Source organism: Ancylomarina longa, assembly GCF_003996985.1.
GTDB lineage: Bacteria > Bacteroidota > Bacteroidia > Bacteroidales > Marinifilaceae > Ancylomarina_A > Ancylomarina_A longa.
The window spans coordinates 63,614-77,718 of the sequence record NZ_RJJX01000018.1; the positions used below are offsets into that span (position 1 = coordinate 63,614).

Sequence of the window (14,105 nt, forward strand, 5' to 3'; positions counted from 1 at the left end):
TCTATAATTGAACGATCCTTTTTTCATTATATATTCATTTCACAGAAAGGATATAAAGAAAGCAATAACTTTAATTCATTCGAATAATACTTCTTCAAGTCATAACAATAGGTTTATTACATCTCCTCCTGATCAATTGCTTGATCTTCGCTCCGCAAAGAACTTGCTTTTTGCAATCGCAAATACACCAAACCTATAATACTGATAAATCCCAATACTTTAAGATACTGAACAATTAATGACACACTAGTATTTTTCCATCCAGAGAGAATATTAGTTTCCTTTATTATAAGAATCATTCCAACCGAACAAATCAACACAATCAATAAGAGTACTATATAAACAATCTTTTTTTTCATACGAATTAGTTTTTAAACAGCTTCAAGATATTCATTTTTTTCAAATGCCTATGTACATTTCAATTCCAATACTATTTATCCTGAAATTTTGATTAGACATTAATTATATATTTTCATATCTTAATATGTCTTAACTATTAATCAAAAATATTTCATCATGATTGACAAAATCAGTACTCTGGGAGGATACATCCACGAATATCAAAAAAGTGTTGAAAATCCGGAAGCCTTTTGGAGCCGAATTGCAGAAAGTTTTTTCTGGAGAAAAAAATGGGATAAGGTACTAGATTGGGATTTTTCCGAAGCCCGTATTAACTGGTTTGTCAATGGCAAAATGAATATTACCGAGAATATTTTTGAAAGGCATCTTTTCACAAGAGCTGATCAGCCTGCTATTATTTGGGAACCCAACCACCCCAACGATGAGCATAGAGTACTAAGCTATCGTGAACTTTTTAATGAGATTCAAAAATTTGCTAATGTTCTTATCAATTTGGGAATTCAAAAAGGAGATCGCATTGCTATCTATATGCCAATGATTCCCGAACTAGCCATAGCAATGTTAGCCTGTGCAAGAATTGGAGCAATACATTCCATCGTTTTTGCTGGATTCTCCGCCAATTCTCTTGCAGATAGAATTATAGATGCAGAAGCAAGATTGGTAATTACTTCGGATGGAGGTTTTCGTGGCAATAAAATAATTCCTATAAAAGACATCGTGGATGAAGCAATTGAAAACTGTCCTACAGTAGAAAAGGTTATTGTGGTACAACGCACTAATAGCGATATCACATTCAAGCCAGACCGCGATATTTGGTGGCACAAATGCATGACAAATGCAAAAAAGGAAAATAAAGCAGAAACAATGGATGCGGAGGATACATTATTTATTTTATACACCTCCGGATCTACAGATAAACCAAAAGGGATAGTACATACCTGCGGTGGATATATGGTTTATTCTGCTTATACTTTTAAAAATGTATTTCAATATAGCGATGGCGACCAGTTTTTCTGCTCGGCAGATATTGGTTGGATAACTGGCCATTCCTATATTGTTTACGGCCCACTGTTGAATGGTGCAACAAGTTTAATGTTCGAAGGTATTCCTACTTTTCCCGATGCCGGAAGATATTGGGACATTGTGCGCAAATATAAAATAGCACAATTTTATACTGCTCCTACAGCCATTCGTTCCTTAATGTCTATGGGACAAGAATATGTGGAGAATAAAGATCTTTCGAGTTTAAAAGTCCTGGGTACTGTTGGTGAACCAATAAATGAAGAAGCCTGGCATTGGTATCATGATCACGTAGGAAAGAATCGATGCCCAATAGTAGATACCTGGTGGCAAACCGAAACCGGAGGAATTACTATTAGTCCTATTGCAGGAATCATTCCTACAAAACCATCTTTTGCAACACTCCCCCAACCAGGAATTCAGCCCGTAATCGTAGATGGTGACGGCAAAGAGCTGTCCGGAAAGAGCGTAGAAGGAAACTTGTGTATTAAATTTCCATGGCCTGGAATGTTACGCACGATTTGGGGCGATCACGAAAGATTTAAAAAAACTTATTTCAGCACTTTTAAGAATCTCTATTTTTCAGGAGATGGCGTAAAACGTGACGAAGATGGCTATTACCGTATCTTGGGAAGAGTAGATGATGTTATAAATGTTTCGGGCCACAGAATGGGAACTGCAGAAGTTGAAAATGCCATTAACGAACATCCTTTGGTAAACGAATCTGCAGTAGTAGGATTTCCTCATCCTATAAAGGGACAAGGCATTTATGCTTTTGTGGTTTGCGGTTCCCTATCTACCGGAGGTGAAGAAGGAATAAAAACCAGTATCAGGAAAGGAGTTACCAAAATTATTGGAGCCATTGCCAAACCAGATAAAATTCAAATCGTAAATGGTTTGCCAAAAACAAGATCCGGCAAAATTATGCGTCGAATTCTACGTAAAATTGCACAAGGTGACTATTCTAATTTCGGAGACATTTCCACTCTTTTAGATACCTCAGTAGTGGATGAAATAATTCAAGGTATTTTAAAAGAGGGGAAAGAGTAAATATTCTACCATTAACCACACAGATAGAATCCTAAAATCCCTCATATAAATTACACGGTTTTATAAAAAAATCACGTGCTGAGATTTAAATATTCATCTGTGTGATTCTTCAAATTTTTGATACTTAATAGCATAATATAAATAATGAGAATATTCATTTTCAAACTAATCTTCACTCTTCACACACATAACATTTTTAAAACTTGACAAGAAAAAAACAAATACACGTGTATAAATTGCTAACTCTCATCAATTAGCACATCTATTAAGTTGACATTTAATTAACTGTATACTACTTTAGTAAATCCAACCACAATCCTCATTTGTTGGATTATTTATATTCCTCACTTTAAATTCCATTTTTTTTAAGACTACGCTTAATTTACAATAGCGTTTGATTATTACTAAACCGATGAGTAATGAATCTATTGATGAAAGAGAAGGAATTGTGTCTTGATGAGATTTTAGAAGAATTGGGTATTGGGATTTGTCCAAAAAGTGGTTTGCCTCTTTATGCGAATAATTCCCAACCATTATTTGATTCGATGATTAGCGAATCGGGTTCCGGTATGTTTATTTTCGATATGGACTTAGAATTAATAGTATGGAGCAATGACCATTTTCTGGAATTGAATCAGCTCAAACAGGAATATTTTTTCCATCCAGCATTTAATGAATTAATCAACAGAAAATTTCATCAGGAGGATTCTAGGTTCCTAAATGAGCTTAAAGAGAAACTACGTAATAAAGAGGATGATTCTTATATCAGTCGTATTATGAGAATAAAACAAAAGAATGGAAAGTATAAATATTTCCGATTCGTTCTGGTATCAGCAGCAGACAATAAAAACAAGATATTAGGAAAGATTAAAATTGGCTTGCAATATGATCTAACACCAATTTTAAATCAGTATCAGGAAATGCAAGAATCTGTTACAATAGTTCCCAATATTAACACAAAAGAAGATTTTCAAAAACTTTACAACCTATCGAAGCGGGAGAAGCAAATTCTTAAATTAATTGTAAAAGGATTTACCGATAAAAAGATTGCCGACCAGCTTCATATTAGCAAATACACTTCTGAAAAACACAGAAAAAATATTATTCAAAAATTACAGGTGAAGAATACTGCTTGCTTGTCATTTATTGCGGGGAAATATGGAATATTCTAATAATAATATTCAATACTATTACTTATTAAAATTATTCTAAAAACTACTATATAGAATTAAAAGAAGTTTTAAAAACCAATTGAAGCAATTATTTCGGTTGTTTATTTTCTCTTAAACTTATTATATGAAAAACAACTATAAGCTTTATATTCATTGATATTTCATCAATATATTATTCCGTACATTATTTATAAATTAATTTCATTTTTAACCCTTTATGGGTATTGACTTTAGAAAACTTACAAGCTAATTTTACAATATTATTACTGACTAAAAGAAATACGAATCAAATTTTGCCCCAAATTATGAAACGATTCTTAAGTATTATTATTCTCTTATTTTTTGCACTTTCGAGCTTCGCCCAAAGCTTTAAAGTGATACCTGCAAGCATAGAATTTAAACTAAGTAAAGGGGAGCTGAAAAGTGAAAAAATTAGCGTAACCAATACATCCGACCGGCAGGAAAGCTTTGTAATTAGTACTTGTGATTACACGTTCGACGATAAGGGAAACACCAAATACGCAAGTGCAGGTACCTACGATCGTTCCTGTGCTAACTGGATGACAGTAACGCCTAGTTATATACAGTTAAATCCCAATGAAAATATAGATTTGAGTGTGATCATGAAAGTGCCCGATGGTGAAGAAAAAACGCATTGGGGAATGGTTATCATCCGTTCGGAAAAAGAATTTACAGGACAAGCCGCCGATAAAGACGTAGTAAGAGCCGGCTTGATTATTACACCACAAATTGCAGTAAAAGTACTACAAACACCTCCTGGTTTAGATTACAAAAAACTAAGCGTAGACAATTTTTACGAAACTACCAATATAACAAGTGACTCCTTACGCAACTTTGCAATTGATATTTCCAACCAAGGTGATATCCTAACAAAATGTAAGGTATATCTAACATTATCGAATTTGGAAACCCTAAGCGAGCAAACCATAGCACCACAAGATGTGTATTTGCTCCCCGAAATCTCTAAGGAAATAAAACTATCATTACCCAAAGACATTCAACCGGGGGCTTATTCTCTGGCTGCCATTGTTGATTATGGCGACGAATACGATTTGGAAGGTATGGAAATGGAAATTACTATTAGCCCTAAAAATTAACTTATGAAAGCTCTTGCCCCCATCAGCCTTTTATTGTTTTTTATTCCATGCCAGTCTTTTTCCCAAAAAGTACTAAATGATACCAGCTGGTACAACAAAGAAAAAGGAAATATAGAGTGGATAGCATCCGTACAGACCAAAAAAGGAAAGAAAATAAGACAAGGTGCTTTTCTGGCTTATTATAAAAATGGAAAGACATCCCAAAAGGGAAACTATGAAAAAGGGAAAGCAAGTGGGATTTGGACTTACTATACCAGAACCGGCTTGCTCAAAGCAAAGTATCAGTATTTAAGTAATAAAAAAAACGGCTATTTCGAAACCTATTATCCTGACAGTAGCATTCATCAGAAAGGGAATTTTATTAAGGATAAACGCAACGGAGAATTGAATACTTATTACGAAAATGGTCAGGTACAAGAAATTACACCTTACCAAAATGGTAAAATAAGCGGTAAAGTCCTTGCCTATTACGAGGATGGAGTACTCTGGAAAAAAATAAGTTATCGCAATAGTAAACCCCACGGAAAATGGGAAGAGTTTTACAAAAATGGAAACCCGATGATGGTATCATACAAAAAAGACGATGAGAACTATAGTCATTTTCAACGATTTCATGAAAACGGCCAGGTATATAAAGATTTTCAGTATCGCAATAAAAAACTACAAGGGGAATACAAGGTATTTTACCCCGACGACAATATCAGACAGTTAAGCAATTACGAACAGGGTGTAATTACTGGCATACAAACAGAATACTATTCTTCAGGACAGATTCGTGAACGTGGCGCCTATTTAAATGGAAAACGAAGTGGCGTTTGGAAAACCTTTTTTAAGGATGGTACTATTTATACCCAGGGAAGATATACTAATGGAAAATACCATGGCGTGTGGACTATTAACTACCCCAACGGACAGGTAAAACAGCAAGGAAATTATATTGCTGGCTTATCAGAAGGGAAATGGCAATTTTTTTACGATAATGGAAAACTAATGCGCCAAGGAATATTTAAACAGGATCGGGAGGAAGGATTATGGAGTGTTTACGACCAGGATGGAAATAAACGAATGGACCTCAATTTTAGCCATGGCGAGTTGAACGGCAAAACCACCATATACAATGAAAAAGGAAAAATAAGCAAATTGGCGATGTATAAAGAAGGCAAGCTGATAGAATAATGTATTTTCTGCAACTACAATAGAATTCCACTTCCGGATTTCTGCCTGGCTGATTCTAAAAATTAACAAGAACAAAACCCGGCTCAAGGAGAGAATTCACAAACTAAAAATGAGGGGAAAATCTCCCCCCCTGCAACAACGGAACAAAAAATTGAACACGCAAGCACAGGAGGTTGTTTGGAGACCTGACAAGTCAAAAATAATAAAAAATTCCATACAACCATCACTCCCCTTGGAGTTAGACTGTTCTGCACAGCTAAATTTTTCATTCGTTGGTAGCATAAAAGGAGAATTATTTAATTTTTTAACCTTTTAAATTTAACAAAATGAAAAATTTATTGAAAATTACGATGAGTTTAGCAATGGTATTGTTGATTTCTTCAAGTCTTTTTGCTCAGCAAAGTACAAACCCAGCAACAGTACCTGGAACCGCTACAGTGGTAGTTAATCCTTATTTATCATTTACTGTAGCTGACGCTAGCCCAAACTTCACTTTTGATGCCGGAACTCCAGGTAATATTGTTCCTACGGATCAATCAACTGTGGATATTAATAGTAATGTTGATTGGACATTTGAAGTGAGTACAACAGCCTCGAATTTAATTTCAACTTCAAACGTTTTAGATGTACTTCCTATTGGTTCAATTTCAGCAAATATTAATTCTACTAGTGCTATAGCTCTTGGAAATGCAAACACATATATTAACTCTAACAGCATTACAGCTATGCCTATTGATTGGGCTATGGATTATTCAGCTTATGGAAATCCTGCTTATGGTACCTATACTGCTCCCATTACTTACAGCTTAACAAGAGATGGTGGTTGGTAGAATTCATAAATTAAGATAAAACTAAACAGAAATATTTATGATATCATAATATTTCTTAACGATTAAAAACTTAATTTTATGAAAATAAAACTCTTATATTCCATTCTTGTGGGCTTACTGATATCTTTTTCTAGTTTTGCACAGCAAAATTCGGATCCGCTACCACCTGCTGGACAAGATGTTGTAATTGGTGTAAATGCATGGCTTGAATTTAACATTGAATATCCTAATGTCGATTTCAAATATGATCCTTCGGGTCAAGGAACGAATGCTACTTGGGATACTAATAATGTAAATATATTTGGAAATGTACCTTGGGATTTTAATGTTTATGCTGATGCTGCTAATCTTACTAATATAACTGATCCTAGTTCTACGGATGTTATTCCTGTTAGTAAGATAGCCTTATCAGTTGGTAGCACTTCTCTTGGCAACTTGAGTACAAGTTACCCAAGCAATTTAAAATCAGGCAGTATGAGTGATTCCTTCATTCTAGAGTATGATTTAGATATAAGCACTCTTGGATCGTTACGATATGGTTCGTACCAAGTTAGTTTAACCTATTCTGTAACAAGTAGTGTATTTGCCGTAACACCATGAACTAGTTAATAACTCTCTATTACCAGGTTGCAAAGCAACCTGGTAATTTTTTTACCGAATTGTACTAAATATATAATCATGAAAACTTTTGCCTTAATTCTTTTTTTATTCTCGGCATTCGTGACAAGAGGCCAAAAAATTAATGGTACTGTTACAGTTCAGGTTAGCAAATATTGTGAAATAATAGTTAATCATCCTGATCGTCCCATACATTTTACTTACAATAGAAAATGGCAACATCATACCAAACGCGTTAGGGTCAAAAGTAATTGCAAATGGATTTTAAGTGTACGGCCACAGGAAAGATACTTGTATTGCAATCACTATAAAATTGATGCAAACCTCATCTCCTACCGAATTGGTAATGCACAGGGTTCGGGAGATGTTCAGTCGCCCGAGGCGAGTTATTTATTATATCAATTACCTTACAATCCGCCTTTTGGAACTGGCAATGTGATATTCGATGTAATATTCTCTTTGGATACCAGCCTTCTTCGAAAGGTTCGATGGGGAAACTATAATACCAAAGTAGACATTACATGCACACCAGACACCAACTAATAACAGTTGCATACAAGCTTTATCCTTCATAATAATACACCCAACTATTGAAGTGTTCCTGTACTCATACTATCCTACTGGTAATCTTTATACTCGGCATTTATAGCTCTAAGGTGAATGCTCAACAGAAGAATGAGATTCTGGTAAATTTTATAAAATCTACCAGCACACAAAGCAGCGATTCTCTCTATTTTAATGTATTAAAACTGGAAAATTTTTCGGAACACACATTAGTCCTAACACCAAAAATTATAGTTCCCCAAGGGTTTAATCTTCTTTCGAGAATACCCCCAAAAGTGCGATTACAACCCGGCAAGACCAAACACATCCCTTTTAGAATATCCATAGCCAAAACAGCTTATTCTGATATCAACTATAATATTAAAGCACAAATGCTGTCCGAACTAAAGGAGCAAATTGCACAAGCATCCTGCGAGGTACACATCCGGCCACGAAGAGATTGGAATTTCAAAATAGATGATTCTGAAATGATCTTTTCTGGCACCAAAAATACAAGTGCAGCATTTTCTTTCCATTTGGTTAATTTGGGTAATGTTAAGGAGAAAATTCATATCAATATTCAAATTCCTGAAGGGTTTAAACCTGCAAATAGTAATCGAAAAAAAGATTTTTACTTACACTTATCTCCCGGAGTTGATACCACCATTTTTTATCAGGTAGTACAAAAGTTTAAAAATCAGGAATTGAATTTTAGTGATAAAATTAAAATACAAGCCTACAACGATATTTACCAAATAAATAAAAGCATTAGAATAAGCTCCTATACCAATGTTTTCGATTATTCTCCTTTAAAGGGCCAATACCAAAGTTATATCGAATACTCCAGAAGAAGTATAGACGGATTGCGGGAAATTAAGGATGAATTAAGAACTAAAGGAATTGTGCCACTTAAAAACGATAATAAATTACTTTATTCTTTTACCAACTACGATTTAAGCAATACGGCTGAATTTTGGGAAAGATCGTATTATCAATTGGTTTTTGAAGGAAAAAACTTTTCTGGTGGCATTGGGCAGCATTATTCCAACTTACTGGTAGATGCCTACAATCCGCATGGTGCATTTGCAAAATGGAAATTCTCTACCAGTAAAAAAAGTGAATTTGAATTGTATGCCAGCCAGGGACTGGATTATAATATTACATCGGTAGCAGCAGGAAATCAATTAATTATCGATAAAATACTTATTAAAACCTCAGCTGGTTATAATGAGGACAGTAGGAGAAAACAAAAAAGTAAATCGGGAATTTTATCAGCTTCCTTGCCCATCACAAAAAATCATAAACTAAATTTGAATGCACGTGCAATCGAGCGTGATTATTTTAAAGATAGCACATACACGCAAAGCGGTATTCAGGGCAACTGGTCCTATTTTGGTCGAATAACGCCACGGCTTTTCATGAATGTTAAAAACCGATTTCAAACCAAAGGATTTTATACCGGTAATCAGGAAAATAATCAACTCGAAGCTGCATTTAAATATCGGTTAAGCAAAAAAAACAGGCTGTTGATTGACTATTCCTACCAAAGCAAAACTGGAGGCTCTTCTGATTACGAAATCAAAAATCACAGAGTTAAATCGGCTTTAGATTTTAGAACTCATTGCAACCAAAATATCAGAACAGGTTTATGGTTAGAGGAGTACACTAATTCTGAAACGAGCTTGCATAGTGAATCGAAGTCTTGCAACATATGGATGGAAACTTCGTCGCGAGGTGATAATATTGCTTATACTATTTCGGCAGTCGCAGGATATCGTTTTCAGGAAAACACTGGTTTCGATAGTGGGAAAGAAATAGCATTCAAAAACAAATCTCCCAATTTCAACTTGGAAAGCACCCTAAATATAGCTCCTTTCGGAGTGCGTTGTTCTTACATTAATGGAAGTCAAAAAACAAGCAGTCTTTCGCAACGCTCTAATTATAACGAGCTAAGAATATCTCCTACATACAGAAAAGAGATGTTACGCGATAAAATGCTTTTTGATTTACAAGCCGATTACCAATTAGATTGGGTAAACAACAGAAAAAGCATCAATATTAGACCTAAAGTTAGTTGGAAATTAAAAAATAACTGGACTCTACTGGCAGACGCTTACATCTCGGCATACGGCGAAAGAAAAGTTTCCTTCTCCGGCAATGATTTCAATAGCAATTTTAGAATTTCATTGCACAAAGATTTTAATATTGGAAGGAAACGAAAGAAAGAAAAATTCCATAAAATGAAAATGGTATTCTTCCGCGATGACAATAAAAACGGCCTACACGATAAAAAGGAAAAAGGAATTGAAAAGTCACTTATTGACATTAATAAGAATAGAGACAATAAAGAGGAAAAAAATATTCAATTGAGTAAACTGGTTTCTCAGTCCGATGGAGAAATTAGCTACAATAATTTACCGGAAGGAACTTATGATTTGGCAGTGAATCAGCTCGCAAGTACTGATGGCTACTTTAACTTTAGCGGCAGTAAAATGCAAATTAAATTAGATAAGGACACTACCTGTTTCATTCCTTATATCAAAGCCTATAAAATTCAGGGTAAATTGGTATTAAAGAAAACTTCCATTTCGTCAGCTAAAGTAGGTCAAGTATCTAATATTAAAGTAAGTGCAACCGATACGCATGGTAATACTTTCTCCTGCTTAACAAACAGATCGGGATATTATCAACTACCAGTTGCTGGTAAAGACAGTTATGTGGTAAATATTCATAATCCCTATGGTAGTAGAATTAAGGTAAACAACAATCTTGCAAAAGTAGATTTCTCTGATAAAGAATCAGAAACCGTAAATTTCGAATTTGTAGAAAAACGCAGGCGTGTTAACATGAAGCGAGCAAATAATCGCCCAACTAATAAAAAATATTCATCCATAAATCCAAATAAACCCAAAAAAGCTCTTAACAAAAATAGGAGTACGGCGACAAAAAAAACAAAACGAGCTGTATCCAAAAACACTATACCAACAAAGCCGAAAATAATCAGAAATAAACAAAAACCAGCAAAGCTTCAAGCTCCACTTAATGATTTGTTTTATTGGACTTTCCATTATTTTAATTCAAAGCTAAAGAAAACAGAAGATTATTCGGTTTACGGTGCCTTTGTATTTCTATCGAATGCAAATAATTTTGCAGGTGAATTGAGGGCGAAGCATATTCCTGCGATCTTACTATTCAATGAGAAAAAGAAATTGTATTACGTCTGTATTCATAAAAAACCAGTTAATTAACGCAATTCAACCTTTCAAATACTGATACAAGTAGGGGATATAATGAGTATTGAAAGAAATATAGTTTGAAAACTTCAAATCAAAACAGGAAGAAAAAAATAGGGAATTTCGGATGGGAACACGTAGGATACAGCCAAAACGCTGCAAGCAGATGAAGAATACCACCATTCGATAAGCGCAACTCATTACAGGGAAATACAGAGCAATTCGATCCACATTAAGGCTCTGTTCCATTTATTACATCACAATTTGATTCCAGAACAGTTTGTTGGCATTGCGAAAGCATGCACTGTTTTGTTATTTGAATGCTTTGTCTCGGCTTCAGGGTATACTGTCAGGAAATTTTAGTACACTGTCAAGCATTCCAAGTGCATTAACATGTATTTTAAGTGCACTGCCAAGAATTTTCAATGCACTGTCAGACGATTTTAGTACACTGTCTGGCATTTCAAGAACACTGTCAAGAATTTTAAGTACACTGTCTGACGTTCCAAGAGCACTGTCAAGAATTTTAAGAGCACTATTTTAATCGTTTTTATGATTCACGAGTAAGCCACAAACATCCTCAACCTACAGCAAGTTTACAACTTGTAGTTTTCAGTCATCTAAAACATTACACAATTCAGCTAATCCTGAAGCCTGAAGGGCTCATATACTAGAACTAGGGGCATCGCCCCTAGTGTAAACAAAGCTGTAAGTCATCAGCCTGAAGGGCTGGAATATATCAGGTCTTCAGCCTGAATTAACCGTGGCACCTAAATACTAGGGGCTATACCTCTAGTTATGGGATTAGAGCCTTTCAGACTCTACTAATGCAAAGCTAATTGCAATTGTTTTTGAACTTAGCAGTATTCGTAAAGATTGCCGCGGCTCCAACGATCCGAATCGACTGTCATTGTGAAGGAACGCTAGTGACTGTGACAATCCGTTGCTATTTCTTTTTTTGGTCTAGCAGTGTTTGGACAGATTGCCACGCTACGCTCACAATGACAGCTATGAATTAGCGCATGTGCAGTTTATTGGAGATGCTCTGAAGAATTGAGGCAGCCTGCTGATGTGCGGATGTGCGGTGGCCTGAAAAAAATGCGGTCCGGCGGTGGGGTGAATGGATATTTAGACTTTTCTGCTAACCAGAAAAGTCGTTAAGAATATCCAGAGTGTATGGATAGCATATTTTTTTCTTGATTTTTTGATTCTTTTTGCATCAAGGCAAAACGAACGAAAGCATTGCAATCCTATCTCTGAACAAAATCGTTATTCCGTCGCGAATTTTCCATTTACCACTATAAATTACGAAATTTTAAACAAAGAGGTCCTTATATCAATAGAGGGCACTGAAAATCCCCTTTAAATTTCCATCGGGGTGAAAATATATAAGGTTGTAGAATGAGTATTTCACATACTTYCRRCTACAACCTTATTTTTTTGAAGTAAATTCCTGGTGCCTCAAATCGACGCTATTTGAGTTTTTATATCTTAAATTTTCAATTTATAAAACATGGGAAGGTCTATTCTATTTTCCTATATAAATTTCAAGATTCTCTTTAAATTTACCGTAAAAATAGCCATTGCAGCTTGCATTTCCATGCAATCTAGTCCGTACGAAGATGCTCTATCAAATCCATGTCTGTTCTTTAATTCTCCATTTTTAGCTTCGACCTTGTATCGATGACGAGATTTTTCTCTGAAGTATTCAGTGTCTTGAAATCTTATCTGTTCAGTATGTGCTGAGTCATTAATTTTCACAGAGTATGTTTTGCTCTTGGCTCCTTCTTTGTAACACCCCTTTCTAMTCGAACATGTTTTACATTTATCAATGTCGAAATAATAAAAATATGCTTGGTTTGTACCAACTCCTTTCTTCCCCTGTTTTGCACGTCTTATTGCCATATGTCCCGCAGGACAAACAAACATGCCAGCATCTTTATTAAACTCAAACTCATCTTCTTTTTTTCTTGCCCCTTTGCTAACTGCGGGGTTTAGTTTTGCTACTATTTTAATATCATTCTCTTTTGYATTTTTTAGATTATTTTTTCCAGAATACGCTCCATCACCAATAACAGTGTCGATATCCATCCCGTTTTTCTGACTTTGCTTAATGAGTTCAGGTAACTGAGGACCATCGCCCTTTTCTCCTGAGGTTACAACTGCAGCAGTTATAAGCCTTTCTTCGGTAATGGCAAGGTGTGTTTTAAAGCCAAAGAAGGAAGAATCTTCGGATTTATGACCAACTCGAGCGTCTTTATCTTTCGATAAAGTATAATGATCTTGAGTGTCTTCTATTGTTTCGCTGAGTAGATTTATTCTTTCTCGGATTGATGGGATTAAGGATATAGATTCATCTTCAAGCAAAATCTTCGTTAAGTCTAAACAGTATCTGAGTTCATTTTCAAGATTATCATCTTCGTTCTTTTGAGGAAACTTATGCTTGTAGTCTTCATCTTGTGTATAAACAGTTTTCCTGAGAAGTTTTGCGCGTTCTTTTAAAACTTCAACAGGTGATAAGGGGTTCGATCTAGACTTTGTATGAGTTGCATCTACAATGATAGATTTCRATTTGATAATGCCTTGTTCTAGTGCGATTGAAACTGTCTTACCAATTAATAAATTGAGTAAATCTGTGTCCTTTAATCGTAACTTTCGAAACTTAGTGAGTGAACTCGGATTAATAACATCTGACTCGGGGGACATATTAAGAAAGTACTTAAATGACATGTCCACCCTTGAGCGATCAACCACATCAACATCCGATACGTTATAAATACATTTTAATAAGAGGTATTTAAACATCTTGATAGGGTGCTCTGCATTACGACCATTATCATGACAATATTTCTCTGACAGTTCATGATAAATAAAACTAAAATCAATCAGTTCATTAAGTCGTCGTAAAATATTGTCTTTGGGAATAATTAAATCGTAGAGATCTGTATATGGGCTTAAGCCTAATGTTTGTTGTTGAACGAGCAT

General features: G+C 35.0%; 10 protein-coding genes. 8 read left to right on the forward strand and 2 right to left on the reverse strand.

What is annotated here, in order from left to right:
• Positions 1-116: 116 nt before the first annotated feature.
• A complete protein-coding gene (locus tag DLK05_RS12345; protein ID WP_127344311.1) occupies positions 117-359 on the reverse strand; it encodes a hypothetical protein in 243 nt (80 codons plus the stop codon).
• A gap of 157 nt (positions 360-516) precedes the next feature.
• Here DLK05_RS12345 and acs point away from each other — a divergent pair, with 157 nt between their 5' ends.
• The 8 genes from acs (at position 517) to DLK05_RS12385 (ending at position 11,135) form a co-directional block, all read left to right on the forward strand.
• On the forward strand, positions 517-2,430 hold the full coding sequence (gene acs, locus DLK05_RS12350) for an acetate--CoA ligase (protein WP_127344312.1): 1,914 nt from the start codon (positions 517-519) through the stop codon (positions 2,428-2,430).
• A gap of 419 nt (positions 2,431-2,849) precedes the next feature.
• Positions 2,850-3,602: a LuxR C-terminal-related transcriptional regulator gene (locus DLK05_RS12355; RefSeq protein WP_127344313.1), complete on the forward strand. Its 753-nt coding sequence runs from the start codon at positions 2,850-2,852 to the stop codon at positions 3,600-3,602.
• A 305-nt stretch (positions 3,603-3,907) separates the two neighbouring features.
• Complete coding sequence (locus DLK05_RS12360) at positions 3,908-4,720, forward strand: fimbrial biogenesis chaperone (protein WP_127344314.1); 813 nt, start codon at positions 3,908-3,910, stop codon at positions 4,718-4,720.
• A gap of 3 nt (positions 4,721-4,723) precedes the next feature.
• Entirely contained in the window at positions 4,724-5,896 is a 1,173-nt protein-coding gene (locus DLK05_RS12365) for a toxin-antitoxin system YwqK family antitoxin (RefSeq protein ID WP_127344315.1), read from the forward strand.
• 326 nt (positions 5,897-6,222) lie between these two features.
• Entirely contained in the window at positions 6,223-6,726 is a 504-nt protein-coding gene (locus DLK05_RS12370) for a hypothetical protein (RefSeq protein ID WP_127344316.1), read from the forward strand.
• A 78-nt stretch (positions 6,727-6,804) separates the two neighbouring features.
• Positions 6,805-7,326, forward strand: coding sequence for a hypothetical protein (locus DLK05_RS12375; protein WP_127344317.1), 522 nt, complete (start codon positions 6,805-6,807; stop codon positions 7,324-7,326).
• A gap of 78 nt (positions 7,327-7,404) precedes the next feature.
• On the forward strand, positions 7,405-7,887 hold the full coding sequence (locus DLK05_RS12380) for a hypothetical protein (RefSeq protein WP_127344318.1): 483 nt from the start codon (positions 7,405-7,407) through the stop codon (positions 7,885-7,887).
• Between the two features lie 296 nt (positions 7,888-8,183).
• Entirely contained in the window at positions 8,184-11,135 is a 2,952-nt protein-coding gene (locus DLK05_RS12385; protein WP_127344319.1) for a collagen binding domain-containing protein, read from the forward strand.
• A 1,521-nt stretch (positions 11,136-12,656) separates the two neighbouring features.
• Here DLK05_RS12385 and DLK05_RS12390 read toward each other — a convergent pair.
• Complete coding sequence (locus DLK05_RS12390; RefSeq protein WP_127344320.1) at positions 12,657-14,105, reverse strand: IS1182 family transposase; 1,449 nt, start codon at positions 14,103-14,105, stop codon at positions 12,657-12,659.